The following is a 25989-nucleotide window of genomic DNA, read 5'->3' on the forward strand; positions in this document are numbered from 1 at the left end:
CGGATGGTCAGGTGCCCTGGCAGGACAGCGAAGGTTGCGCCGGGTTGGTGCCCGTCGCGTTGACCACCAGGCCGAACGTCGTTTGCCCGTCCGGGGCGATGCGGCCGTTCCAATCGGCGTTGCGGACTGTCACCACCGAACCGGACTGGCTCAGGGTGCCGTTCCAGACGCTGCCGACCGTCTGCCCGGCGGGCAGGGTCCAGCCCGCCTGCCAGCCGTTGTACGCGGACGTGCCGTGGTTCATCACCGTCACCGTGGCCTGGTAGCCGCCGCTCCACGCGTTGGTGATCTCGTACATCGCCATGCACGAGCCGACCGGGGTGGTCGGGGTGGTCGGCGTCGTCGGGGTGGTCGGCGTGGTCGGCGTCGTCGTCGGCGTACCCGGGTCCTTCACGCCGGTGACCTCGCCGTGCCCGCCGTCGAACGTCACGTCCGAGCAGCCGTAGAACGTCTCCGCGCTGTCGGAGCGCTTCCACACCGAATAGATGATGTGCCTGCCCGTCTTGTTCGACGGCAGCGCGCCGCTCCACTTGTACTGGCCCTCGACCGTGCCGACCTGGCCGGTGACCGGCGGGTGGTCGATCGTCAGGAACGGCTGGTCCTCCAGCGAGTCCCAGGTCAGCGGCTGGTTCGGGTTCCAGCCGTCCTTCGTGACGTAGGTGTAGAACCAGCCCGGGTGCGCCGCCCACGCGTTGTAGGAGAAGTCGAACGTCGCCCCGGACGTCAGGTGGGTCAGTGGCCAGTCGCCGACCTGGTCGAAGCCGGCGTAGCCCGGGTTGCCGCCGGAGCAGAGCTTCCCGTCCGGGATGAAGCCGCGTGTGCGCCCGGCGCCGTCGGAGCGCAGCACCGCGAACCAGTTGTACAGCGAGTTGGCGCCGCTGGTGTTCACCGCGGCCGAGCAGGCCGGGTTCTGCGGGATGATCTGGCCGGTCGAACTGAGCCCGTCCTGCCAGCACAGGAACGTCCGGCTGCCCGGTTTCATCATCGCGCCGTGCGCCTCGGCCGTGCCGGTGTTCAGCAGGATGGCGGTCAGGCTCGCCAGCAACACGGTGACGGCGGCGAGGATCGTACTTCGTCTCCTGGTCACGTCTGTCCCTTCGTCGGGTAGCGTGCGTCGAAGACTGGGAGCGCTCTCAAGGTCAGGATACGCGGTGGCGGTCACTTCCGGAACAGCCCGCGGTGACCGGGGCGGCCCCCTTGGCCTACGTTGACGGAGGTCGTCGATCACCGAGGAAGGCACAGCGTGGAAAGTCCGTCTCCGGTCCCCGCCTGGGTGCGGGCCGAACCCCTCCGGCTGCTCGGGTTCGCCGCGCACGCGGCCCACCCCGATGGCGGGTTCGCCTGGCTCGACGACACCGGGCGGCCGGTGCTCGACCGGCCCGTCGAAACCTGGATCACCTGCCGGATGACGCACGTCTTCGCGCTGGCGCAGCTGCAGGGCGCCGCGACCGGGGCCCAGGTCGCCCACGGTGTCGAGGCGCTGACCGGCCTCCTCCGTGATCCGGACCACGGTGGCTGGTACGCGACGACAACGTTGTCAGAGAAGCGCGCCTACGAGCACGCCTTCGTCGTCCTGGCCGCGTCGAGCGCGACGGCCGCCGGGGCGGCGGGCGCGGAAGAACTGCTGGCCGAGGCGCTGGACGTCGTCGAACGCCGGTTCTGGGAACCCGGGCCAGGGCTCGTCGCCGACGTCTGGGACCGCGGCTGGACGCGCCTGGAGGACTACCGCGGCGCCAACGCGAACATGCACACCGTCGAGGCGTTCCTGGCCGCCGCCGACGTCACCGGCGACCGGGTCTGGGCCACCCGCGCGCTGTCCATTGTGGACCACCTGGTGCACGGCGAAGCCCGCGCGCACGGCTGGCTGCTGCCGGAGCACTACGACCCGGCCTGGCGGGTGCGCCTCGAGTTCAACCGGGACGAGCCCGCGCACCCGTTCCGCCCGTTCGGCGCGACGATCGGGCACCTCTTCGAGTGGGCGCGCCTGGCCGTGCACCTCAAGCGCGCGCTCGGCGGCGACGCACCGGACTGGCTGGTCCCGGACGCGGCGGCGCTGTTCGAGACGGCGACCCGGACCGGCTGGGCCGTCGACGGGCACGCCGGCTTCGTCTACACCACGGACTTCGACGGCACGCCGGTCGTGCGCACCCGGCTGCACTGGGTCGTGGCGGAGGCGATCGCCGCCGCGTGGACGCTGCACCAGGAAACCGGCGAGCCGGTCTACCTCGAGCGGTTCGAGGAGTGGTGCGCGCACGCCGAGGCCTGCTTCGCCGACCGGGAACGCGGGTCGTGGCACCACGAACTCGACCCGGAGAACCGCCCGGCCGCGACGGTCTGGGCGGGCAAGCCGGACGTCTACCACGCCTACCAGGCGACGCTGCTGCCCACGCTCCCGCCCGCCGCGTCGTTCGCCGGCGCACTCACCGCGCGTCGCTAGACTCCCCACGACCCGCCGACCGAGGAGAACCATGTCGCCTTTCGCCGCCGCCGGGAACCGGTACGCGGACATGCCGTACCGGCGGGCCGGACGCAGCGGGCTGAAGCTGCCCGCCGTGTCGCTCGGCCTCTGGCACAACTTCGGGGACGACAAGCCCCTCGACGTCCAGCGCGCGGTGCTGCGCCGGGCCTTCGACCTCGGCGTGACGCACTTCGACCTGGCCAACAACTACGGGCCGCCGCCCGGCGCGGCCGAGGCGAACTTCGGGCGGCACTACGCCGCCGACTTCCGCCCGTACCGTGACGAGATCCTGGTGTCGTCCAAGGCGGGCTACCTGATGTGGGACGGCCCGTACGGCGAATGGGGCTCGCGCAAGAACCTCCTCGCGAGCCTGGACCAGAGCCTCGCCCGCACCGGACTGGACCACTTCGACGTCTTCTACTCCCACCGCCCGGACCCGGAGACGCCGATCGAGGAGACCATGGGTGCCCTCGACACCGCCGTCCGGTCGGGCAAGGCGCTGTACGCGGGCATCTCGAACTACTCGCCCGAGCAGACCGAGGCCGCGCTGGCCGCGCTTCGCGACCTCGGCACGCCGCTGCTCATCCACCAGCCGTCGTACTCGATCCTCAACCGGTGGGTCGAGGACGGTCTCCTCGACACCCTCGACGAGCACGGCACCGGCTCGATCGCGTACTCGCCGCTGAGCCAGGGCCTGCTGACCGACCGCTACCTCGACGGCGTCCCGGCCGACTCGCGGGCGGCCGGCGCGAGCCCGTTCCTCACCCGCGACCGCCTCACCGAGGAGACGCTGGACAAGATCCGCGCGCTGAACGATGTCGCGAAGCGGCGCGGGCAGACACTGGCCCAGCTCGCCATCGCCTGGGTGCTGCGCCGCGGGCGCGTGACGTCGGCGCTGATCGGCGCCAGCAGCGTCGCGCAGCTGGAGAACACCGTCGCGGCCACCGCGAACCTCGAGTTCACCGACGACGAGCTGGCCGAGATCGACCGGATCGCCGCCCGGTAGCTCAGCAGCCGATCCGCGACGCGCCCACGGCGACGTCGTCGAACCACAGCGTGTCGGCGTCGCCGGCGTAGCTCTCCCAGCCGAGCCGCAGGTCGGTCACGGCCGGGTGCCAGGACCGCGCGAGCCACTGCTGGTCGACGTCGGCGGTCGGGACGCCGTCGACGACGAGCCCGGGCACTTCGGCCGAACCCAGCCACGTCCGCAGCTGCCCGCCCGCGCCGTCGAGCCGGAACTCGAAGCAGGACCAGGCGCCCGTGGGCAGCGGGACGCTCTGGGCGACCCCGGCCGGGCTCTGCGCGGGCAGGGTGGCGTCGTCGGACTCGCGGTTCCACTGCAGCGCACGGTTCTGCCCGCCCGCCCGCAGGTCCTTGCCGTCGGTGCTGTCGCGCATCGCGAGGAAGGTGACGTGCCCGGCGGGCAGCGCCGTCGTGTGCCGGACCCAGAACCGCCCGTAGAGCACGCCGGTGCCGCTCACGCCGGTGCCGAGGAACGCGTGGTTGCAGTAGCCGCCCTGGCCGGTGACCTTCACCGAGCGGCTGCCCGAGTGCGCCACCGAGGCGTCGACGGTCACCGTGCCGGTGCCCTGGCAGTTCGCCGCGCCGACGGTCCAGCGGCCGCCCGGGGTGCCGCCGGTCTGCTGCTCGAAGTCGTCGCAGAGCGCGGCGTCCGCGCAGCCCGCGGGCGGGGGCGCCGACGTCGTCGTCGTGGGCAAGGTGATGGGCGTCGTGGCGGTCGTCGTGACCGGGGGAGCGGGGTCGCCGCACGCGACGCCGTTGAGGGCGAAGTCCGTGGGATCCGCGCCGCTCCCGGTGCCCTGCAGGCCGAACGACACCGCACCGCCTGCGGGCAGGGCGGCGTTGTAGGGCATGCTTTCCGCGGTGACGGCGGTCCCGGACTGGCGGACGGTCGCGTTCCACGCCGAGGTGACGGTCTGGCCACCGGGGTAGTGCCACGTGAGGGCCCACGAGGAGAGCGCGGTCGCGCCGTTGGTCACGGTGAGGTCGGCGGTGTAGCCGGTCTGCCACTGGTTCACCCGGTACGCGACCGAGCAGGCGGGCGCGGCGGCGGCCGGGCCGGCGGCGAGGACCGCGGTGGTGCCCGCCGCGGCGAGGCAGAGGGCGGCGAGGGCACCGGCGAACCTGCTGGGCATCGGGATCCTCCCGGGACGCGGACAGGGGCGCCGTGGCCTGCACCACGACGCCCCTGGGTGGTGGCCGCGTTCTGGCGAGGCGACCTGGCATGGGAGCGCTTCCAGCCGCCGAAAAAGTAACCCCCGGATGTCGCTCTTGTAAAGCGGGACCCGGACGCGCCGCGATCCGGTGGTCGGTTTTCCGGCGCCGCCGGGCCCGTGCTCGGCCACTGAACGGTACTGAACGGCCGAACCCGTTGGCGGGCAACGAGTACGGTGCTCGCGCTGCGCTACCGCCCCGCACCCCGGGATGCCGCCGTTGGGGTGGAATCCGGCAATCCGGTTCAAGATCACGACGGGTCCTCGCCGGAGCAGGAACGGACTCGGTGTCCCGCTTGAGTGGGAGCGCTCTCATTTCCTCCGGGGTGGACGGTCGAGTCCTCTGTGGAACGGATCGGCCCGCGGGGACGTCGAAGCGCCGTGCCCGAAACCGCAGACCGACGTCCGGCCGCACCTCCTCCCCGCCGGGCCCGCCCGGCGCGGAAACCCTTGTTGCGGGCTCAACATCTCGAAAATCACACGGTCCCGGCAGCGGTGACGCCCTGGGCCCCCGCTGTCACGCTGGGGTACTGTCATCCGTGTGCACCAGTACTCCGAACCGCACTGGGTGAACGATGAGCCGACAGGTCAAGCCAGGGAGTAAGCCGTACCGTGCACAACTGCGCGACCGGCTGGCCGCTCTGGGCTTCCCCGAAACGGCGATCCCGGCCCGGGTGGCGGAGAACCTGGTGGTGGAATGCGGGATCCCGCCGCGCACCGCGTGGCGGCTGGCGTCCGAGCTTTCGCTCGACGTGGCGGCGCACCGCTACAACGCCGCGACCGGCGATCCCCGCGCGGGGATGCGCGGGACGCGGATCTGGGAGTACGAGCAGTGGCCCGAACGCGGTGTCCGGCCGACGATCGCGGCACTGCGGGTGCTGGCCGGCGTCTACGGCACCAGCTGGAGATCCCTGCTGGGCCTGCGTGATCTCGAGCAGCTGCCGGCCAAGGACCTCGCCGAGTACCACGCGGAAGAAGAACCGGTGGCGGTCGTGCCCGTCTCCGCGCCGCCCGCTCGCGCGGAGGTGCGCGGCGAAGCCCGGCCGGACGAGGAAATCGGGGCAAGTGCACTCGATGACGCGATTCTGCTGACCCAGACCAACGTCGACGACGTCCAGCTCGACGACCTGTGGTCCGACCTGGACTTCCTGGGCGGCGCCTACACCCGCACCGCGCCCGACGCGGTCCTCGGCCAGCTCGCCGTCATCGACGAACGGACGTCGGCGCTGCTGAAGGGCAGGCAGCGGCCGAAGCAGACGCAGGACCTGTTGCTCGTCGGGGCGAAGTGCTCGGCGATGATGGCGTGGATCGCGGGCGACCTCGGCCGGTACCGGCTTTCGCGCCAGCTGAACTCCGCCGCTTGGCTCTACACGCAGTACGCCGACGACTTCCTGGCCCGCCGCTGGGTGCGCACTTCGCAGGCGCGGGTGGCGTTCTGGTCGGGCAACGGCATCGAGTCCGCGCGGCTGGCCGCCGACGGGCTCAGCTACCACGTCGGCCCGCGCCTCACGGACGCGCCGCTGATCCTCGCCGAGGCGCGCGGCTGGTCGTCGGTGCAGGCCGAGCCACAGGTGCTGGACGCGATCGCGCGCTGGACCAGCATCGAAGACCCGGACCTCGGTGCCGGTGGCGAAGACCGGTTCTTCAACATCACCAAGGACCGGCGCCACTACATGGCCGGGACCTCGCTGCTTTCGGTCGGCCAGGCGTCGGCCGCGCTGCGCGAGTTCACGACCGCCCGCGAGGCCTACGAGAAACTGTCCTTGGAACACCGCTGGGAGGCCATGGACCCGATGATCCGGATCGACACGGGCCGCGCGCACCTGAGGCTCGGCGACCTCGACGGCGCCGCCGCGCAGGTGGAGCAGGTGCTGGCCGCGGACGTCGGCAGCCAGCCGGACATGGTGCACTCGATGCTGAAGGTGCTCGCCACCGAGCTGACCGAGCCGCGCTGGCGCGCGGCGGTGACGGCGCGGAACCTGGCCGAGGCGGTCCTGGACGCCCACGCTTCGGCGCGGCCGTGACCGGCGACCCCACCCGGGCGGAGGTGGCGCCGGACGCTCCCGCGCGCCCTGGGACCGGGCACGAGGACGACTGGGCGCTCGAAGGCCGCACCCGCCGGGACGTGGTCGTCGTCGCCGATCGCTTCGCGCGGTTCGCCCGCGGGGAGCGGGTCCTCACCGTGTCCGGCCTGCTGGCCCTGCTCGCCGCCGACGACACCGACCCCGAACCTGCCTCCTGCCACTGGGTCGTCCACCTCGGCCAGGGCATCGACGCCACCGACCACGACCTGCTCGAAGCGGCCCGCGAGAAGAGCGGGGTCACCGTGACCTTCGCGGACCCGCCGGCCTTCCGGCGCGTCCCGGAACGCTCGGTCCTCGTGCACAAGGACCGCTCCGAGAACGTCCTGCTGGCGGGCGTGCACAGCCCGTCGGCCGGGCACTGCCAGGCCGAGCTGCGGATCCACCGGGACAACGAGCTGATCCTCGACCACCACACCGGCGAGCACGTGCAGGGCATCGTGATCGTCGAGGCGATGCGGCAGATCTGCATCGCCCAGTTCGAGACCGCGATCCGGCCCGGCCTGGCCACGCCCGCGTACGCGGGGGTCTGGAAGCGGATCGACCTGTCGTTCCAGGACTTCCTGTTCCCGCTGCCGGCCACGGTCGAGTCGCTCATCGAGGAGTCCGACCTCGGCCGGGAGAGCAACCTGAAGTTCCGCGCCACCACGGCGGTGCGCCAGCAGGGGCGCACGGTGGCCACCGCGAACATCGAGTACTCGATGATCGCGCAGGGGCGCATCGACGCACTGGAACGCCGCAAGGCCGACCAGGCGACCCACGCCTACCTCGGCTGAGCCGAAACCCACTCCGGAAGGGAAACCACACCACGATGTCCGAAGAGCCGGACCGTTCGGCGTCCTTCGCGCAGGGACTCAAACTCATCCAGCAGCTCGGCGGGGTCGACCGCCCGGCCGTGCTGGACCTGTTCGAGAGCATCGGCGAGGCCGAGTTCGGCGAGCAGTGCGTCGGGTTCATCTACGGCGACGTCTACCACCGGCCCGGGCTCGAGCTCCCGGAGCGGCAGCTGACGACCGTCGCCGCGCTCACCGCGCTCGGCTACGCGGGCTCGCAGCTGCAGTTCCACGCCAAGGCCGCGCTCAACGTCGGCTGCACCCGCCGCCAGCTGGTCGAGGCGGTCATCCACGTCAGCTCGTTCGCCGGGTTCCCCGCCACGCTCAACGCGCTCACGGCGCTCAAGGCGGCGTTCGAGGGCCTGCCCGAGGACGAGCCGGCGGCCGAGCCCGCCGAAGTGCCGTGGGCGGGCATCGAAGACCGCTACGAGCGCGGGCTGGCCGCGATGAAGGCGGTCGACGGCGAGGCGGGGGAGAAGGTCGCCGTCGCACTGGCCGACATCGCGCCCGACCTGGCCGGCTACATCATCGAGTTCACCTTCGGCGAGCTCTACACCCGGCCGGGGCTGAGCCTGCGCCACCGCGAGATCGTCACGATCGCCGCGTGCGTCGCGCTCGGCACGGCGCTGCCGCAGCTGAAGGTGCACATCCACGGGCTGCTCAACGTCGGCGGCACCGAGAAGGAGGTCGTCGAGACCGTCCTGCACCTGGCGTTCTACTGCGGGTTCCCGGCCGCGCTCAACGCGATCGGCGCGGTGCGGGAAGTGTTCGCGCAGCGATGAGCGGGTTCGGGAAGCTGCGCGCCGTCGCGCTCGACTGCGACGGCGTGCTCATCGACGACACCTACCTGGCCATGATCGCCCGGTTCGTCACCGCGCACGGCGGGGTCTACGACGCCGCGGCCGAGCGGGACGTGATCGGGCTGCGCGACATCGTCGTCGCCGAGAAGATCACCGCGCTCTGCGGCCTCGACCAGCCGGCCGAAGAGACGCTCAAGCAGCTGTGGGCCGCGCGGCAGGAGTACCTCGCCGAGCACCCGATCCGCGTCGCCGAAGGGGCGCGGGACTGCCTGGAAGCGCTCTCGAAACTGCCCGTGCGGCTGGTCTGCTACGGCGGCCGGACCCGCGAGCACACCTTCGACCGGTACCTCGGCGAGTTCGTGGACCTGCTTGACCCGGCGGTGCCGTACGTGAGCATCAACGAGCACCGCCCCGGCGTCGAGCACATCACCCGGACCGTGCTCGGCGCCGGCTTCGACGAGATCGTGTTCGTCGACGACGTCAGCCGGGTGGCCGAGGACGCCCGCGCGCACGGCGCCGGGTTCATCGGGTTCCCGTCGAGCCCCGCCCACGCGCGGCAGCGGGACTTCATGGCCGGCCACGGCGTCCGCCACTTCGCGGCGTCGCTCGCCGAATTGACCCCGGAACTCCTGGAGATCGTCGACGCGGAGCTCGCGACTTCGACACACTGGCTTCGTTGAGGATTCCCCGCACCCTTGGAGCCGCCGTGAAGTACTTTTCGCTGCCCCGTCCCGGCGCCGGGCTCGTCTCGGGCGAGCGCGACGTTCCCGAACCCGGTCCCGGGCAGGTCCTGGTCCGGCTGCGCGGGTGGGCGGTCAACGCCCGCGACCTGATGATCGTCAAGGGTTTCTACCCGAAGCCGGTGAAACCGGACGTCGTGCCGCTGTCCGACGGCGCGGGTGAAGTCGTCGCGGTCGGCGAGGGGGTGCGTGCCTGGGCCACCGGCGACCGGGTGGCCGCGACCTACTTCCCGGACTGGCTGTCCGGGCCCGGCACGCCGGAGAAGACGGCCGACGACCTGGCCGGCACCCTCGACGGCGTCCTCGCCGAGTACGCCGTCTTCGCCGAGGACGCGCTCGTCGGCGTCCCGGCGCACCTCGACTACGCCGAAGCCGCGACGCTGCCCAGCGCGGGCGTCACGGCGTGGCGCGCGGTCGTCGAGGAAGGCGGGCTCGTACCGGGCCAGACCGTGCTCACCCTGGGCAGCGGCGGCCTGTCCACCTTCGCGCTCCAGTTCGCCGCGCTCGGGGGCGCGCACGTCGTGTCGACGTCCGGCTCGGACGAGAAGCTCGAGCGGCTCCGCGAGCTGGGCGCCGCCGAGACGCTCAACCACGCGACGACGCCGGAGTGGGGTGCCGCGGTGGCCGAGCTGACCGGCGGCGGCGTCGACCACGTCGTCGACGTGGGCGGCGGCGGCACGATCGGGCAGTCGATGCTCGCCGCGCGCTACGGCGGGCACGTCAGCGTCGCCGGCGTGCTGACCCACGAAGGCGGCGCCGACCCGATCCTCGTGCTGGTCAAGCAGCTGACCCTGCGCGGTCTGACCAACGCCTCCCGCGAGACGTTCCAGGCGATGAACCGGGCGATCGAGCACACCGGGCTCCGGCCGGTGATCGACCGCCGGTTCGCCTTCGACGAGGTCGAAGAAGCCCTCAAGCACCTCGAGTCCGGCAGCCACGTCGGGAAGGTCGTGCTCGAAAGCGCCTGAGCGGCCGCGGGCCCCGGGTAACTTTTGCCGTCCCGGCTGGGTATTTGTGTACCTCGGATCGTTCTTTTCGCAGGTCAGCGGGGGTGTGCCCGGGCAAAAAAGTCGGGTTTCGGCAGGAATGGCGGCTGTCGGCGGCACCGGGGAGAGTGGTGTTCACCAGGACATCGCCCGAGCAGGCTGCGGCTGCTCAGGCGGAACGTCCGGGACTGGGGGCGCGGGGAGGGGGTTTCAACCGCCTGGGGGTGGGTTGAAACCCCCTTCCCGCCCGTGCCCCCCGGCGGGCTCAGGAAGTGGTGCAGGCCCGGCCGTTGAGCGAGATCGCCGTGGGCCTGGTGTTCGCCGTGCCGGACGTGCCGGTGAACCCGAACTCCGCGCTGCCGCCCGGCGGGATCGTCTTGTTCCAGCCCGCGTCCACCGCCGACACCGCCGTGCCGGTCTGGGTGACCTGCGCGTTCCACGCCTGCGTCACGCGCTGGCCGTCCGCGAACGTCCACGCCACCGTCCAGCCGGCCACCGCGGCCGTGCCGGTGTTGCCCACCTCGACCGAGGCCTGGAACCCGCCCTGCCACTGGTTCGTGACCGTGTAGGCCGCCGTGCACGAACCCGACGGCACCGGGGTGGTCGTCGTCGTGGGCGGTGTGGTCGGCGTCGTAGTGGTGGGCGTGGTGGTGGTCGTCGGCGGTGGCTCGGTGCCCCCGGAGTCGCCCACGATCACGCCGCGCCCGTTCGTGCCGACGTAGACCCGGCCGTACACCCGCGGGTCGCCGCTCAGCGCCGCGCCGATGTTGCCGTACTGGTGCCGGTCGTCGTTGATCCGCGTCCACGAGCCGCCCGCGTCGTCCGACCGGAAGATCCCGCGCACACCCCCGATCTTCGCGATCGTGTATAACGTCGCATACGTCCGGCCGGTGGCGGCCTTGCCGAACCCGATGTTGTCGGCCTCGGTGACCCCGCTCAGCTTCGTGAAGGACGCTCCGGAGTCGGTCGAGTGCCAGAGGCCGTACGCCGTGCCGGAGCCGCCGGCGAGCCAGACGTCGCCGGTCACCCCGGGCATCGCCTTGAAGTGCGCGGAGCCGGTGGGCAGGCCGGTGGCCGCGGTCGCGGTGAAGGTCGCGCCGCCGTCGGTGCTGACGTAGAACTTCCCGGCGGCGAACCCGTAGAACCGCTTCGGGTCGACGCGGTCGGCCTCGACGACCGCGCCGGCCGGGATGCCCGCGGACGCCGTCCACGACGAACCGAAGCCGACCGAGTAGTTCACCGGGGTGCCGTCCGGGCTCCACACGAACCGGCTGCCGTCGGCGGCCGCGGCGACCGTGCCGCCGCTCGCGCCACCGGACGGCTCCGCGCCCTGGAACCAGTTCTTGCCGCCGTCGGTGGAGAAGGCGATCCGGTTGTCGTTCGGCCGCGCGCCGCGGTCGAGCGTGCCGGCGCGGACGATCGTCGCCGGGGTCAGCTCCGCGTAGTCGAGGCTCGTGGTCGTGGTGAAGACCGGCTGGGTGTACATGGTGGCCGGGACGGCGTCGAGGCTGTCGTGCCGGAACCCGCCGATGTCGCCGAGCCCGGAGAGCAGGGGAGCGCCCGACGGTGGGCTGATCAGGTCGAGCACCGCGGTCTCCTCGAGGCCGCCGACGACCGGTTTGAGCGTGAACTTCCCGCCGCTGTCCCACTTCGTGAGGTCGGTCGTCCCGTAGATCGTCGCGCCGGTGCCGTAGAGGAAGTGGTTCGAGTCGAAGGGGTCGATCTCCGCGGATTCGGTCATCCAGCCGAGCTTCGGCGACGGCACCGGGGGAGCGGCCGGGAGGCCGAAGGTCAGCCACGGCACCGAAGAGATGTCCTGGGTGAACCGCTGCGACCGGTCGGGGTAGCTCGTGAAGTCCCAGATCCGCGTCCAGGTGGCGCCGCCGTCGGTGCTGCGGAAGAAGATCACGTCCGGCCACCACGACACCTGCGTGGCAACCATGAGCGTGTTGGGGTGCTGGCGGTCGATCGTCAGTCCGCTGTAGCCGAAGTAGTCGTCGGTGCTGTCGGACGGGATCGGGCTGATCCGCGTCCAGGTGCCGGTCTTCGTGGCGTACTTCCAGACGTCGCCCTTGGCGCCGTCGTAGGGGCCGCCGGTGTCGCTGGTCGTGAGGTAGAGGTAGCCGCCGACCGGGTCGAGGACACCCTTGTGCGCCAAGTACCCGGTGGGCTGGCCGGCCAGCCGCGCCCAGGTCGTGCCGCCGTCGGTGCTGCGGTAGACGGTGTTCTGCTTGTCCGCGACGCCGGCGTAGATGGTCTGCGTGGTGCTGCCGCGGGTGCCGGTCGACGGGTCGAACGTCACCCAGGTGACGCCTTCGTTGTCGCTGGAGTAGCCCGACGGGTCGCTCGGGTCGGGCGCGTAGTTGCCGGGGTTCGGGAAGGCCGTCACCTTCGCCCAGGTGACGCCGGAGTCGGTGCTGCGCCAGAGCCCGTTGCCGCTCGGGGTGCCGAGGTAGAGGACGCTGTCGCGGTTCGGGTCGATCGCGAGGCGCTCGCCCATGCCGCGGCCGGGCATGTTGCCGCCGAGCTTGAAGGGCAGCGCCGCGGCCTGCCAGGTGGCGCCGCGGTCGGCCGACCGGAGGACCGCGCCGGTGTTCGGGTCCCAGCTGTTGGTGTACATCCCGGCCGCGACGTAGACCCGGTCCGGGTCGACGGGGTCGGTGGCGAGGCTGACGACGCCGTTGTGGCCCCAGTCGGTCCAGCCGACGGCGTCCAGCAGCGGGAGCCAGCGCCCGGTCGAGGGGTGCCAGCGGTACGCGCCGCCGATGTCGGTGCGCGCGTAGACCAGTCCGGGTTCGGTCTGGTTGAAGACGATGCCGGGGACGAACCCGCCGCCGCCGATCTCGGCGTTGCGCCACGTGTAGGCGGCCGCGGCGGCGGGGGCTTCCGGCGCGCCGGCGGTGATCGCGACGGCGGCCGGCAGGAGGAGGGCGAGCGCGGCCGCGAGGAGCCGGCGAGCCCTGGGTGCGCTGGGGGAAAGCAGTCGTCTCACGTCGGCCTCCACGGCTCTGGGAGCGCTTCCAGAGGGACGGTAAACCAGCGTTCGGAACGTTGTAAAGCGTTCGACGATTTCGTCGTCCGCCACTGTCCACAGTGGATTCGAAGACGCTTGAGAGCGTGTCACGTATGTGAACGGCGATCAGGTGACTGAATTGTTATCGCGCACGGCCTTGTCGGGCTTTTTCCGGCGTGTGAGTGTGGTGCCCGCTGGCTGGACTGGACCTACGAAAGAGGCGACCCGGCAATGACGCAGACAGCCCCGGCGCGGCACATCAGCCGGACCACTTTGTACTTCTTCGGCGCGCTCGGCGGCATCCTCTTCGGTTACGACCTCGGCGTCATCTCCGGGGTGCTCCCGTTCATCGGGAAACTGTGGGCGCTGACCAGCTGGGACAAGGGCGTGATCACCGCCAGCCTGTCGGTCGGTGCCATCGTCGGTGCGCTGTTCTCCAGCCGCACCAACGAAGCGCTCGGCCGCCGCCGCACGATCATGGTCGCCGCGGCGATCGTCATCGTGGGCACGCTGGCGGCGACGTTCTCGCCCACGTTCACGCTGCTGGTGCTTTCCCGCTTGATCATCGGCCTCGGCATCGGGCTTTCGTCGTCGACGGTCCCGACGTACTTGTCCGAACTGGCGCCGGCGCGGCTGCGCGGCGCGATGGGCGCGCTGAACCAGATCTTCATCGTCACCGGCATCCTGATCGCGTTCCTGGTCAGCTACTGGCTCGGGCCGATTTCGGCGTGGCGCTGGATGTTCGCCGGCGCGATCGTCCCCGCGGCGATCCTGCTCGTCGGGCTGGCGTTCCTGCCCGAGACACCGCGCTGGCTGGTCAAGAACGGCCGTGAGGAGGAGGCCCGGCGCGTGCTGGCCAGCGCCCACGGCAACTCCGTGAACCTCGACGAGGAGATCACGACCATCCGCGACGTCATCCGGATGGACACCGAGGAGAAGCCGCGCTTCCGCGACCTGTTCGCCGGCTGGGTGCGCCCGATGCTGTTCGTCGCGGTGCTGCTCGCGGTCGGCCAGCAGTTCAGCGGCGTCAACGCGATCAACGCCTACTTCCCGACGATGCTCATCGGCCTCGGCTTCGCCACGCAGGCGGCGCTGCTGTCCGGCGTGCTGCTGGGCGTGACGAAGTTCCTGTTCACCGCGTGGGTCGTGTTCGTGGTCGACCGCTGGGGCCGCAAACCGCTGCTGCTCATCGGCAACGTGATCATGGTGCTGACCCTCACCGCGGCGGGCCTGGTCGTGCTCAACGTCCACGACACGTCTCTGCGCGGCATCCTGATGCTGGTGATGATGGTGCTCTACCTGGTCGGCTACGAACTCGGCTGGGGCGCGGTCGTCTGGGTGATGATGTCCGAGGTCTTCCCGCTCAAGGTCCGCGCCGCGGGCATGGGCGTGAGCAGCGTGGTCCTCTGGGCCGCGACGGGCATCGTGAGCGCGGTGTTCCCGATCATCTCCGACCCGAAGTCCCTCGGCATCGGCGGCTCGATGTTCCTGTTCGCGGGCATCAACGTGGTGCTGTTCGGGCTCACGAAGTGGCTGGTCCCGGAGACGAAGGGCCGCTCGCTGGAGCAGATCGAGCTGGACCTGCGGGCGCGGCAAGGGGTGGCGGTCGAGAGCTGACCCGCCCGGCGGTGCCGCGAATGACTCATCCGGGACCTCTGACGTCCCGGATGAGTCATTCGCGACCTCCGCGAACCGGCTTCAGCCCACGGGTGCGGCCAAGCCCAGCTTGCCGGCGAGGCGGCCGACCCACGCTTCCACTTCCTCCGGGGCCCGGTCCGGCAGCCCGAAGATCGTCTCCGTCACCCCGAGCGCGTCCAGGTGCGCCAGCCGCGAAGGGTCCGGGCGCTCGCCCAGCGCGCAGATCCGCGGCGCTCCCGTGCGTCCCTCCGCGGCCCAGATCTCGTTCAGCAGCGCCACGTGCCCGTCCAGATCGGTGTCCGCCGGGGTCGTGATCCAGCCGTCCGCGTGGCGGGCGATCCAGCGGAACGTCTTCTCCGTCGGGCCCGCCCCGAGCAGCACCGGGACGTGCGCCTGGATCGGCTTGGGCCACGCCCAGCTCGGGCCGAACGACACGAACTCCCCGGCGTAGGCGGCTTCCTCCTCCGTCCACAGTGCACGCATCGCCTCGAGGTACTCGCGCAACGCCGTGCGGCGGCGGTTGCCGGGGACGCCGTGGTCGTTCAGCTCGTCGACGTTCCAGCCGAAGCCCGTGCCGAGCGTGACGCGGCCGCCGGACAGGTGGTCGAGGCTCGCGATCGTCTTGGCCAGGGTGATCGGGTCGCTCTCCACCGGCAGGGCGACCGCCGTGGACAGCCTGATCCGCGACGTCACCGCCGCGGCCGTCGCCAGTGCGACCCACGGGTCGAGGGTGCGGCTGTAGCGGTCGTCGGGCAGGGACGCGTCGCCGGTGCGCGGGTGCGGCGACTCCCGCTTGACCGGGATGTGCGTGTGCTCGGGTACGTAGAAGGTGGCGAACCCGGCGGCTTCCGCGACACGCGCGGCGGCCGCCGGGGTGATGCCCCGGTCGCTGGTGAACAGCACGATTCCGTAGTCCACGGAGCGAGCGTATTAGAACGTGTTTCAGTTTTCAAGGTTGCCGCTCGCTCGCGGGGGGTCGCCGGTCGAGTACGGTTGGTGACCGGGTCCACGACCGGTCGAGCGGCTCTGGACGCGCGGCGGGTGCGCAGGCGGGGAGCAGTGCGACGGAGGGCGTCACGGGCACGGTGGGTGGGTCCGCGACCGAACGGGGAGGCGACGTGTCAATCCTTTGTGGACGGAGAGTGTCCCAGTCAGTGGACGCCCGGGCGGGGCGGGATGGCGTGCGCGGCCCGGGATCCGATACCGTGGACCACAGGCCGAGAGGCGCTGCAACGGACCACCGGGTCCGCCACGCTCGGCCGGGATTGACCAACCAAGGGCGCCTCCCGACAAAGGGAGGCTGCCGGTGAGTACCCCGCGAGAGTCCGAGGCGCGCCTGCGCGAGCTGTTCGACCAGCGGGTGGCGGTGCTGGACGGCGCCTGGGGCACCATGTTGCAAGGTGCCGGGCTGACCCCCGCCGACTACCGCGGCGACCGCTTCGGCGAGCACACCCACGACGTCACCGGCGACCCCGACCTCCTCAACCTCACCCGCCCGGACGTCATCCTCGACGTCCACCGCCAGTACCTGGCCGCGGGCGCGGACATCACCACGACGAACACCTTCACCGCCACCAGCATCGGCCAGGCCGACTACGGGCTGCAGGACCACGTCCACGAGATGAACGTCCGCGGCGCGCAGCTGGCCCGCCAGGCCGCCGACGAAGCGGGCGGCAAGTTCGTCGCCGGCTCGATCGGCCCGCTCAACGTCACGCTCAGCCTGTCGCCGAAGGTCGACGACCCGGCGTACCGCGCGGTCACGTTCGAGCAGGTCAAGGCCGCGTACGCGGAGCAGATCGCCGGCCTCGCCGAGGGCGGCGTCGACCTGCTGCTCGTCGAGACGATCTTCGACACCCTGAACTGCAAGGCCGCGATCGCCGCCGCCCGCGAGGTGGCGCCGGACCTGCCGCTGTGGATCTCGGTGACCATCGTCGACCTGAGCGGCCGGACGCTCTCGGGCCAGACCGTCGAGGCGTTCTGGAGCTCGATCGAGCACGCGAAACCGCTGGTCGTGGGCGTGAACTGCTCGCTGGGTGCCGAGGAGATGCGCCCGCACGTCGAGGAGCTCGCCCGGATCGCCGACGCCTACGTCGCCTGCCACCCCAACGCCGGGCTGCCCAACGCCTTCGGCGGGTACGACCAGACGCCCGAGGAGACCGCCGGGCTGATCGGCGGGTTCGCCCGCGACGGCCTGGTCAACCTGGTCGGCGGCTGTTGCGGCACGACGCCGGCGCACATCGAGAAGATCGCGGCGGCCGCGAAGGGGATCGGCCCGCGCGAGGTCCCCGCGCCGCGCACGCACACCCGGTTCAGCGGGCTCGAGCCGTTCGGCATCGGCCCGGACACCGGGTTCGTGATGATCGGCGAGCGCACCAACGTCACCGGCTCCAAGCGGTTCCGCCGGCTCATCGAGTCCGACGACCACCAGGCCGCCGTGGACGTCGCGCTGGAGCAGGTCCGCGGCGGGGCCAACCTGCTCGACGTCAACATGGACGCCGACCTGCTCGACTCCGAGCAGGCGATGACCACGTTCCTCAACCTGATCGCCACCGAGCCCGAGGTGGCCCGGATCCCGGTGATGGTCGACAGCTCCAAGTGGACCGTGCTCGAAGCCGGGCTGCGCTGCCTGCAGGGCAAGGGCGTGGTCAACTCGATCAGCCTCAAGGAGGGCGAGGAGCCCTTCCTGGCCCAGGCCCGCACCATCCGCAATTACGGCGCCGGCGTCGTCGTGATGGCCTTCGACGAGCAGGGCCAGGCCGACACCGCCGACCGCAAGGTCGAGATCTGCGGCCGCGCGTACGACATCCTCACGCAGAAGGCCGGCTTCGCGGGCGAGGACATCATCTTCGACCCGAACGTCCTGGCCGTCGCGACCGGCATCGCCGAGCACAACGGCTACGCGAAGGCGTTCATCGACGCCCTGCCCCGGATCAAGGAACGCTGCCCGGGCGTCCACATCTCCGGCGGCATCTCGAACCTGTCGTTCTCCTTCCGCGGCAACGACGTCGTCCGCGAGGCGATGCACTCGGCGTTCCTGTTCCACGCCGTGCAGGTCGGCCTGGACATGGGCATCGTCAACGCCGGCCAGCTCGCGGTCTACCAGGACATCCCGAAGGACCTCCTCGAACTGGTCGAGGACGTGCTCTTCGACCGCCGCGAAGACGCGACAGACCGGCTGGTGGCCTTCGCCGAGAACGTCAAGGGCAGCGGCACCAAGCGCGTCGTCGACCTCACCTGGCGCGAAGGCACGGTCGGGGAGCGGCTGTCCCACGCACTGGTCCACGGCATCGTCGACTTCATCGAGGACGACACCGAAGAGGCGCGGCAGCAGCTGGCCCGCCCCCTCGACGTCATCGAGGGCCCGCTGATGGACGGCATGAAGATCGTCGGCGACCTGTTCGGCTCCGGGAAGATGTTCCTGCCGCAGGTGGTCAAGAGCGCGCGCGTGATGAAGCGGTCCGTCGCCTACCTCGAGCCGTTCATGGAGGCGGAGAAGGAGAAGGCGCGCCAGGAGGGCCGGCTCGCCTCGACCGGCGGCCAGGGCAAGATCGTGCTCGCCACGGTGAAGGGCGACGTCCACGACATCGGCAAGAACATCGTCGGGGTCGTGCTGGGCTGCAACAACTACGAGGTGATCGACCTCGGCGTGATGGTGCCCGCCGGCAAGATCCTCGACACCGCGGTCACCGAAGGTGCCGACGCCGTCGGGCTGTCCGGCCTGATCACGCCGTCGCTCGACGAGATGGTCGCCGTCGCCACCGAGATGCAGCGGCGCGGGCTGAAGCTGCCGCTGCTGATCGGCGGCGCCACGACGTCGCGCCAGCACACCGCGGTCAAGATCGCCCCGGTCTACGACAACGTGACCGTGCACGTGCTGGACGCCTCCCGCGTGGTCGGCGTGGTGTCGGACCTGCTCGACGCGGACCGGTCCATCGTGCTGGCCGAGAAGAACCGGGCCGACCAGGAAGTGCTGCGCGAGCAGCACGCGAACAAGCAACGCCGCCCGATGCTCACGCTGGAGCAGGCCCGCGCGAACCCGGAGAAGGTGTCGTTCGACGGCCTGCCGACCCCGGCGTTCACCGGGCGCCGCGTCGTCGAGCCGAGCATCGCCGAGCTGCGCGAGATGGTCGACTGGCAGTTCCTGTTCCTCGCCTGGGAGCTCAAGGGCAAGTACCCGGCCATCCTGGAGCAGCCGGTCGCCCGTGAGCTGTTCGACGACGCGAACACGCTGCTCGACGAGATCATCGCGAACGGCAGCTTCCGCGCGAAGGGCGCGTACGCGTTCTGGCCGGCGCACCGCGAAGGCGACGACATCCGGCTCGACGGCGACTACGCGCACGTCGGCTTCCCGATGCTGCGGCAGCAGACGTCGAAGCCGCTGGACCGCGCGAACCGCTGCCTCGCCGACTACATCGCCCCGGCGGGCGACCACCTCGGCGGCTTCGCGGTCACCATCCACGGCGCCGACGAGCTCGCCGCGAAGTACGAAGCCGAGCAGGACGACTACAAGGCGATCATGGTCAAGGCGCTGGCGGACCGGCTCGCCGAGGCCTTCGCCGAGCACATCCACCTGCGGGCGCGCCGCGACTGGTTCGAGCCGGACGCCGAGCCGTTGCTGGCGGACCTGCACGCGGAGCGGTTCCGCGGCATCCGCCCGGCGCTGGGCTACCCGGCCAGCCCCGACCACAGCCAGAAGCGGGAGCTGTTCGAGCTGCTGGAGTCGGACGAGCTGGGCATGGCGCTGACGGAGTCGTTCGCGATGACGCCGGCGGCCAGCGTGTCCGGGCTGATCTTCGCGCACCCGGACTCGAAGTACTTCACCGTCGGGCGGCTCGGCCGCGACCAGATCGAGGACTACGCGCGCCGCAAGGGTGTCGAGGTCGCCGAGGTCGAGCAGTGGCTGCGGCCCAACCTGGCCTACGAGCCCGGGGCGTAGTCCTTCAGCTCGATGTCGGTGGCGAACCTGTCGGTCGCCTTGAGCATCAGGCCGAGCAGGAAGCGGGACTTGAACGTCCAGTCCCGCAGCTTGATCCGCAGCGGTGACGGCGGCGCGAGGAACGGGCCCGCGCTGCCGCGCTGCGAGATCTTGGCGTAGCCGCGGAACTGCTCTTCGTAGCACGCGAAGGCCACGCGGTGGTCGCCGCCGGCGGCGAGGAGCTCCCCGGCGAGGACGTACGCGCCGACCAGCGCCAGCCCGGTCCCGAACCCGCCGAGGGTGTTGCCGTAGGCCGCGTCGCCCAGCAGCACGACGCGGCCGCGGGAGTAGCGGTCGATCGTGACGCGGCTGAGCGAGTCCAGGTAGAACTCGCGGGCTTCGGGGACCTTGGCGATCAGTTCGGGCACCCGCCAGCCGGCTCCCCGGTAGGCGTCGGCCAGCAGTTTCCGCTGCCGCGCGGTGTCCGTGCGGTCGTAGGCCGGCTCCGGCGAGGCGAAGACGAAGAACGCCGACGCCTTCGGGCCGCCGACGGCGGTCATCCGGCCCGGCTCGTTGTACATCACCGCGTCGCCGTCGGCGACGTCCTCGCCCAGCTCGGCCAGCGCGTAGTGGTACCCGAGGTACTCGACGTAGTCGCGTTCCGGGCCGAACGCCAGCCGCCGGACGTTCGAGTGGATGCCGTCGGCGCCGACGACCAGGTCGAAGCGGCGCGGCTCGGCGGTGGCGAAGGTGACGTCGACGCCGTCCGCGGTCTCGGTCAGCGCCGTGATGGTGTCCCCGAAGAGGTATTCGCAGTCGCTGTGCGCGTAGAGGATTTCGGCCAGGTCGCCGCGGCGGATCTCGATGTCGCCGCCGGTGAACTCGCCGGGGATGACCGCCCGCGGCTTGCCGGCGGCGTCGATGATCGTCTGGTCCTGCCCGCCGGTCTGGCGCGCGAGGACGTCGTCGAGGATGCCCATCCGGTCGAGCACGCTCCGGTGGGTGGCGCCCTTGAAGTCGACCGCCTGCCCGCCGGGCCGCACCGCCGGAGCGCGTTCGACGACGGTGACGGTGCAGCCGTAGCGGGTCAGCCAGTGGGCGAGCGCGGGCCCGGCGATGCTGGCGCCGGAGATCAGGACGGTGAGGTTCTTCATGCCGCCGAGCTTCGCCAGGGACGCTTACCGGTCCCTGGCGAAGCGCTGACGGCTATTCGGCGGCGCCGGTCAGCAGCGACTGGTACCAGGCGTCGTACGGGTGGTTCGTCGCCGGGTAGTTCGCCAGCGGCGTCGTCGCCTGGTTCGCCGAGTCGAAGTCCCAGCCGCGGACGAGCTTGCCCGACTGGCGGGCCGAGGTGATGAACGCCGACTCCGTCGCGGGCGCGCCGTAGAACAGCGCGCCCTGCTGCAGCTCCGCGCTGTCGCCCTGCTGGAACTCGTCGAACGCGACCTGCCGGTAGCGGATCCGGTCGCCGGCGACGCTCGCGGTGTCCGCGCGCAGGGTGTTCGACGGCGTCGGCCCGTCGGCGCCGGTCCACACCCGCACGCGCCGGGTGCCGCTGGTGGCGGTGTCCTTGGCGAAGCGCGCGTCGGACGTCTTGGCGTTGCCGGTCCAGGCGACCGTCGTGGCCGACAGGGTGCCGGTCCAGTTCCAGTTCTGGCTGCCGCTCTGGCTCCGGTGGATCTCCCGCAGGTGCGTCGCGTCGGTGAACGCGACGGTCGGCTGCACGCCGTTGTCGTACTGGTGGGACGCCTGCCAGGTGAGCTCGCCGTCCGCGCCGAGCTTGCCGACGTGGTACCAGAGCGTGGTCGCGGTCTGCGACTGGTGGACCTCGACGAGGTCACCGTTGTCGTTCAGCGCGACGGCCGGGGTCTGCCCGCTGTCGTACTTCCCGTGCCGCAGCCAGGTGACCCGGCCGTCGGCGCCGTAGGTGCCCGTCCAGTACCAGAGCGCGCCGCCGCCGGAGTCGTGCACCTCGACGAGCTGGCCGCGTCCGTTGAGCGCGACCGCGGGGTGGTAGCCGACGTCCCTCTTGTACTCGGCGCGGCTGGTGCCGTCGCCGGACAGCAGCGGCAGCACACGCCCGCGCAGCGCGTCCACGGTCGGCTGCCCGGCGGGGTAGTCCTGCGCCCGCAGCAGCCGGCTGCCGAAGACGGACTCCAGCTCCTGGTTGACGGCGGTGAGGTTGCCCGCCGCGAACGAGGGGTTGTCGGTCAGGTTGTCCTTGAGGTCGAGCATGACGACGATCGGCGCGGCGGCCGGGTGCTGCGCGGACCAGGTGTTCACCGCCGTCAGCCAGTCGCGCAGGTCGTTCGACGCCGGGTTGCCGCCGCTGTGGTCGACGAGGTTGCCGGGGAAGTCGTGGCCGACCCCGTAGTCGTAGGTGGTCGCGTAGCCGTTGTCGTGGACGTCGAGCTCGATGAACCGGACGCCGTGGTCGAGCTGGTAGGCGATCGAGTTCTTGGCGCCGTCGACGTTGCCCGAATAGCTGTTGTGCGTCGCCCGGAACACCGAAGCGGTGAACGGCGGGCTCGCGGCGTGGGCCGTGCCGGTCAGCAGCGCGGTGGTGGTGAGCGCGGCGACGGCCAGTGCGGGCAGGCGGATCATCCTCGGGTCCTCACGTCGGGGAACGGGGTGTGCCCATCCTGGCCGTTGTGCGAGTGGTTGTCTTGAATTCCGTGAAAACGGTTGATCACGGTGTCGGGAGAATACCCGGAAAATGCTCACGGAATAGCAGATCAAGTGTCCGATGTGTCGGGTTTGTTGAGCCGCTTGGCGAATTATGCCAAATCGCTTCGCGCGTTCGGGTACTTGGCGGGCCCCTTCGTTGTCATTATCCGGAGAACAGCTGTGCGCGGGTGGGGAGGCAGTGGGTGTGGCGAACGACTGGCCGCTGGTCGGCCGCGAACAGGAGCTGGCGTTCGCGCGCCGGGCGCTGGCCGACGCCGAGGTGTGCGGCCTGCTGCTGACCGGGCGCGCCGGCGCCGGCAAGACCCGCTTGGCCAAGGTGCTGCTGGCCGAACTGGCCGCCGGCGGGGCGCGCACGCACTGGGTGCGCGCGATGTCGTCGGCGTCGACGATCCCGTTCGGCGCCTTCGCCCACCTCCTGCCGGGCAGCGCCGACGGCACGGCGGACCGCGCGCACCGGCTGAACCAGGTCGCGGGTCACCTCACGCGCGGCGCGGAAGGGCGGCGGCTGGTGCTCTGCGTCGACGACGCGCACCTGCTCGACGACCTGTCCGCGACCCTGGTGCACCAGCTGGCCGCGACGGCGTCGGCGTTCGTCATCGTGATCGCGCCGCACGGCGTGAGCGTGCCCGACCCGGTGTTCGCGATGTGGAAGGACCGCGTCGCCGAGCGCCTCGACGTCGGCGAGCTGAGCCGAGCGCAGACCATCGAGCTGATCACCGCGGCGCTGGGCGGGCGGCTGGAGGACGGCGCGGAGCACCGGCTGTGGCACCTGAGCCTCGGGAACCCGCTGTTCCTGCGCGAACTCGTCCAAGGCGGGCTCGACAGCGGTTCGCTGGCGGCCACGGACGGGCTGTGGCGGTGGAGCGGCGCGCTCACCGCGACCCCGCGGCTGGTCGAGCTGATCGAAACCCGCACCGACCGCGTCGACGCCGACGAACGGCGGCTGCTGGAACTGCTGGCGTTCGGGGGGCCGCTGGGCTGCGAACCGCTGGTCCGGCTGGGCGCCGCGAACGTCCTCGCCGCGGCCGAGCGGGCCGGGCTCGTCGTTTCGGAACGCACCGGGCGGCGGCTGAACGTCCGCCTGGCGCACCCGCTCTACGCCGAGGTGATCCGGCGCCGGACGTCGCCGCTGCGGCAGCGCGACACCTACCGCATCCTGGCCAGGACGCTCGACCTGACCGGCGCCCGGCGCGCCGAGGACAAGCCGCGGCTGGTCCGCTGGCGGCTGGCCGCCGGGCTGCCGACCGACCCCCAGCTCGTCCGCGCCGCGGCGGAGACGTTGCTGCGCAAGGACTTCCCGCAGGCCGAGCAGCTGGCCGCGGAAGCCGTCCGGCTCGGCGGCGGGTTCGCCGGGAAGTACCTGCTGGCCCAGGTCCGGATCGCGGGCGGGCGGCACGCGGACGCCGACGCGCTGCTGGCGGAGCTCGACGGCGAGACGGTGTCGGACGCCCAGCACGCGCGGGTCGCCGGGACGCGGGCGCGGAACCTGGCGTTCGGCCTGAACCGCTTCGCCGAGGCGGAAGCCGTCCTGGACACGGCGGAGACGGCGGTGTCCGGCCCGGCCGACGAACTGGTGGTCGCCCGTGCGGCCCTGCGCGCGGCGGAGGGGGCGTGCCGCGCGGCGCTGGACCTGCTCGGCCCGGTGCTGGACCGCAACCCCCGCGGCGACGCGCTGCGCCTCGGCGCGCTGGTCGTGGCGGCCGGTGCGCTGGCCGAGTCCGGCCGCACGGAGGCGTGCCTCGGCGTCGTCGAGGAAGGACTGGCGATCGCGGTCGCCGACGCGTCCGCGCCGGGCGCCCGCGTCCGCCTGGAGCACGCGCGGGTGGTGGCGCTGTGCCGGGCGGGCCGGCTGGAAGAGGCCGAGGACCTGGCGGGCGAGGACTACCGGGACGCGGTCGGCGACCGCTGGGGCCCGGCACTGGCGGCCGCGGCGGCGTCCCTCGGCACGGTCGCGCTGGCGTACGGGAACGTGCGCGGGGCGATCCGGCGGCTGCGCGAAGCCTTGGCGGTGGAGGGACACGACCAGCCGCACGAGTTCCGTCCCGCGGTCATGGGCGCGCTGGCCCGGGCGTCGGCGATGGCCGGGCAGGTCGTGGAGGCGGACCTGCCGGGCCCGCTCGGCCGCTGGGCGGCGGCCTGGACAGCGGCGTCCCGCGGCGAGCTGACCCGCGCGGCGGCACTGGCTTCGGAGGCGGCGGCCGAGGCGGAGTCGACGGGCCGATCGGCGATCGCGGCCGAGATCCGGCACGACGTCGTCCGCTTCGGCGTCCCTTCGTTCGGTTCGGACCTGGACGGTCCGCTGGTGGCGTGCTATTCGGCGCACGCACGGGCGCTGTCCTCAGGGGACGCGGTCGCGCTGGACGCGGTGGCGACGGCGTTCGCCGACATCGGGGCGCGCCTGCTCGCGGCGGAGGCAGCGGCGGAGGCGGCCCGGGCCCACCGGGCGGCGGGCAAACTGGGGAGCGCGGTCGGTGCCGCCCAGCGCGCACAGTCGTGGCTGGTGTCCTGTGAGGACGCCGCGACGCCGGCGCTGGCGTCGCTGGACACCCCGCTCGACCTGACGGTCCGGGAGCTGGAGATCGCCCGCCTGGTGGCGACGGGCTTGACGAGCCGCGCGGTGGCGGACCGCCTGGTGGTGTCGGTGCGGACGGTGGACAACGTGCTGCACGGTGTTTACGCGAAGCTGGGTATTTCGGGACGGCGCGAACTGGCTTCGGTGGTGGGGCAACCGGAGCCGGGGAGTAGCGCTTCGGCCGGCCCGTAGGTAGCCGGCGGCGCGGGGGCCGGTGAAGCCGAGTAGGCCGCTACTCATGACCGGAGCGGTTCCGGGCCCAAGACTGGATGACAACGGAGGGGCACGGGCTTCACCGATCCGAATTTCAGGAGTGCACACGATGACGACTTCATCGGGCGACGTTTTCCAGAACGAGCAGGGCACCGGGGGCGGCGGTCAGTTCAACGAGCAGGCGTCCACGGGCGGTTCGGGGAACATCTTCCAGAACGAGCAGGGGTCCGGGGGTTCCGGGGGCGACCAGTTCAACGAGCAGGCCTCGACGGGCGGTGGTCGTGGGGACATCTTCCAGAACGAGCAGGGCTCGGGTGGGCACGGTGGGAACCAGTTCAACGAGCAGGCGTCGACCGGCGGTCGTGGGGACATCTTCCAGAACGAGCAGGGCTCCGGCCGCGGCGGCAACCAGTTCAACGAACAGGCGTCAGCCGGCCACCACGGCGATGTGTTCCAGAACGAGCAGGGCTCGGGCGGTCACGGCGGCGGTCAGTTCAACGAGCAGGCCTCGACCGGTGGCGTAGGCGACATCTTCCAGAACGAGCAGGGTTCCGGTGGCCACGGTGGGAACCAGTTCAACGAGCAGGCCTCGACCGGCGGTCACGGGAGCATCTTCCAGAACCAGCAAGGCGCGGGCCACGGCGGCAACCAGTTCAACGAGCAGGCCTCGACCGGCGGTCACGGGAGCATCTTCCAGAACGAGCAGGGCTCGGGCGGTCACGGGGCCAACCAGTTCAACGAACAGGCCTCGACGGGCGGCCGTGGGGACATCTTCCAGAACGAGCAGGGTTCCGGTGGGCACGGTGGGAACCAGTTCA

Annotated in this window: 17 protein-coding genes and 1 riboswitch; of the genes, 11 read left to right on the forward strand and 6 right to left on the reverse strand. The window is 71.7% G+C overall.

Annotated features, from left to right (window positions below; all coding sequences use genetic code 11):
* Window positions 1–7 precede the first annotated feature (7 nt).
* Window positions 8–1087, reverse strand: coding sequence for a lytic polysaccharide monooxygenase (locus AB0B33_RS13370; protein WP_360770588.1), 1080 nt, complete (start codon window positions 1085–1087; stop codon window positions 8–10).
* 156 nt (window positions 1088–1243) lie between these two features.
* Here AB0B33_RS13370 and AB0B33_RS13375 point away from each other — a divergent pair, with 156 nt between their 5' ends.
* Window positions 1244–2437 carry an AGE family epimerase/isomerase gene (locus AB0B33_RS13375; RefSeq protein WP_360770591.1) on the forward strand — a complete coding sequence of 398 codons (1194 nt, stop codon included), beginning with the start codon at window positions 1244–1246 and terminating at the stop codon, window positions 2435–2437.
* A 31-nt stretch (window positions 2438–2468) separates the two neighbouring features.
* Window positions 2469–3464 carry an L-glyceraldehyde 3-phosphate reductase gene (gene mgrA / locus AB0B33_RS13380; RefSeq protein ID WP_247022987.1) on the forward strand — a complete coding sequence of 332 codons (996 nt, stop codon included), beginning with the start codon at window positions 2469–2471 and terminating at the stop codon, window positions 3462–3464.
* Between the two features lies 1 nt (window position 3465).
* On the opposite strand, the gene AB0B33_RS13385 is transcribed toward mgrA, so the two are convergent.
* Window positions 3466–4614, reverse strand: coding sequence for a cellulose-binding domain-containing protein (locus tag AB0B33_RS13385; protein ID WP_360770594.1), 1149 nt, complete (start codon window positions 4612–4614; stop codon window positions 3466–3468).
* A 653-nt stretch (window positions 4615–5267) separates the two neighbouring features.
* Here AB0B33_RS13385 and AB0B33_RS13390 point away from each other — a divergent pair.
* The 5 genes from AB0B33_RS13390 to AB0B33_RS13410 are packed head-to-tail and all read left to right on the forward strand — an operon-like array spanning window position 5268 to window position 10114.
* Window positions 5268–6716: a hypothetical protein gene (locus tag AB0B33_RS13390; RefSeq protein WP_360770597.1), complete on the forward strand. Its 1449-nt coding sequence runs from the start codon at window positions 5268–5270 to the stop codon at window positions 6714–6716.
* Window positions 6713–7549, forward strand: a complete 837-nt coding sequence (locus AB0B33_RS13395; RefSeq protein WP_360770600.1) for an AfsA-related hotdog domain-containing protein — start codon at window positions 6713–6715, stop codon at window positions 7547–7549. The genes AB0B33_RS13390 and AB0B33_RS13395 overlap by 4 nt, the downstream gene beginning before the upstream one ends.
* Window positions 7550–7584: 35 nt before the next feature.
* Complete coding sequence (locus tag AB0B33_RS13400) at window positions 7585–8388, forward strand: carboxymuconolactone decarboxylase family protein (RefSeq protein ID WP_360770603.1); 804 nt, start codon at window positions 7585–7587, stop codon at window positions 8386–8388.
* Window positions 8385–9086, forward strand: coding sequence for an HAD family hydrolase (locus AB0B33_RS13405; protein WP_360770606.1), 702 nt, complete (start codon window positions 8385–8387; stop codon window positions 9084–9086). The genes AB0B33_RS13400 and AB0B33_RS13405 overlap by 4 nt, the downstream gene beginning before the upstream one ends.
* A 26-nt stretch (window positions 9087–9112) precedes the next feature.
* The gene (locus AB0B33_RS13410; RefSeq protein ID WP_360770608.1) at window positions 9113–10114 is read left to right on the forward strand and encodes an NAD(P)-dependent alcohol dehydrogenase; all 1002 of its coding nucleotides are present in this window, start codon (window positions 9113–9115) and stop codon (window positions 10112–10114) included.
* A 283-nt stretch (window positions 10115–10397) separates the two neighbouring features.
* Here the strand turns inward: AB0B33_RS13410 and AB0B33_RS13415 are convergent, their stop codons facing one another.
* The gene (locus tag AB0B33_RS13415) at window positions 10398–13124 is read right to left on the reverse strand and encodes a cellulose binding domain-containing protein (protein WP_360770611.1); all 2727 of its coding nucleotides are present in this window, start codon (window positions 13122–13124) and stop codon (window positions 10398–10400) included.
* 252 nt (window positions 13125–13376) lie between these two features.
* Here AB0B33_RS13415 and AB0B33_RS13420 point away from each other — a divergent pair, with 252 nt between their 5' ends.
* Complete coding sequence (locus tag AB0B33_RS13420) at window positions 13377–14762, forward strand: sugar porter family MFS transporter (protein WP_360770614.1); 1386 nt, start codon at window positions 13377–13379, stop codon at window positions 14760–14762.
* Window positions 14763–14843: 81 nt separating this feature from the next.
* Here the strand turns inward: AB0B33_RS13420 and AB0B33_RS13425 are convergent, their stop codons facing one another.
* The gene (locus AB0B33_RS13425; RefSeq protein WP_360770617.1) at window positions 14844–15701 is read right to left on the reverse strand and encodes a TIGR03619 family F420-dependent LLM class oxidoreductase; all 858 of its coding nucleotides are present in this window, start codon (window positions 15699–15701) and stop codon (window positions 14844–14846) included.
* Between the two features lie 295 nt (window positions 15702–15996).
* Window positions 15997–16075, forward strand: a riboswitch (S-adenosyl-L-homocysteine riboswitch).
* Between the two features lie 14 nt (window positions 16076–16089).
* Here AB0B33_RS13425 and metH point away from each other — a divergent pair.
* Window positions 16090–19719 carry a methionine synthase gene (gene metH / locus AB0B33_RS13430; RefSeq protein ID WP_360770619.1) on the forward strand — a complete coding sequence of 1210 codons (3630 nt, stop codon included), beginning with the start codon at window positions 16090–16092 and terminating at the stop codon, window positions 19717–19719.
* Here metH and AB0B33_RS13435 read toward each other — a convergent pair.
* Together AB0B33_RS13435 and AB0B33_RS13440 are read right to left on the reverse strand one after the other, a co-directional pair.
* Complete coding sequence (locus AB0B33_RS13435; RefSeq protein ID WP_360770622.1) at window positions 19701–20852, reverse strand: FAD-dependent monooxygenase; 1152 nt, start codon at window positions 20850–20852, stop codon at window positions 19701–19703. The two genes, metH and AB0B33_RS13435, sit on opposite strands and share 19 nt — an antisense overlap.
* Window positions 20853–20904: 52 nt before the next feature.
* A complete protein-coding gene (locus AB0B33_RS13440) occupies window positions 20905–22302 on the reverse strand; it encodes a hypothetical protein (protein WP_360770625.1) in 1398 nt (465 codons plus the stop codon).
* 268 nt (window positions 22303–22570) lie between these two features.
* On the opposite strand from AB0B33_RS13440, the gene AB0B33_RS13445 reads away from it, so the two are divergent.
* Complete coding sequence (locus tag AB0B33_RS13445) at window positions 22571–25150, forward strand: AAA family ATPase (protein WP_360770627.1); 2580 nt, start codon at window positions 22571–22573, stop codon at window positions 25148–25150.
* Between the two features lie 46 nt (window positions 25151–25196).
* Window positions 25197–25989: hypothetical protein (locus tag AB0B33_RS13450; protein WP_360770630.1), on the forward strand; the 793-nt coding region annotated here is incomplete at its 3' end.

This window comes from Amycolatopsis sp. NPDC049159 (assembly GCF_040648295.1).
Taxonomy (GTDB): Bacteria; Actinomycetota; Actinomycetes; order Mycobacteriales; family Pseudonocardiaceae; genus Amycolatopsis; species Amycolatopsis pretoriensis_A.

Excerpts from the sequence above, each read along its gene's own strand:
- mgrA (WP_247022987.1), top strand. The coding sequence starts at position 2,469 with ATGTCGCCTTTCGCCGCCGCCGGGAACCGGTACGCGGACATGCCGTAC.
- AB0B33_RS13385 (WP_360770594.1), bottom strand. The coding sequence starts at position 4,614 with ATGCCCAGCAGGTTCGCCGGTGCCCTCGCCGCCCTCTGCCTCGCCGCG.
- AB0B33_RS13390 (WP_360770597.1), top strand. The coding sequence starts at position 5,268 with ATGAGCCGACAGGTCAAGCCAGGGAGTAAGCCGTACCGTGCACAACTG.
- AB0B33_RS13400 (WP_360770603.1), top strand. The coding sequence starts at position 7,585 with ATGTCCGAAGAGCCGGACCGTTCGGCGTCCTTCGCGCAGGGACTCAAA.
- AB0B33_RS13405 (WP_360770606.1), top strand. The coding sequence starts at position 8,385 with ATGAGCGGGTTCGGGAAGCTGCGCGCCGTCGCGCTCGACTGCGACGGC.
- AB0B33_RS13420 (WP_360770614.1), top strand. The coding sequence starts at position 13,377 with ATGACGCAGACAGCCCCGGCGCGGCACATCAGCCGGACCACTTTGTAC.
- AB0B33_RS13435 (WP_360770622.1), bottom strand. The coding sequence starts at position 20,852 with ATGAAGAACCTCACCGTCCTGATCTCCGGCGCCAGCATCGCCGGGCCC.
- AB0B33_RS13440 (WP_360770625.1), bottom strand. The coding sequence starts at position 22,302 with ATGATCCGCCTGCCCGCACTGGCCGTCGCCGCGCTCACCACCACCGCG.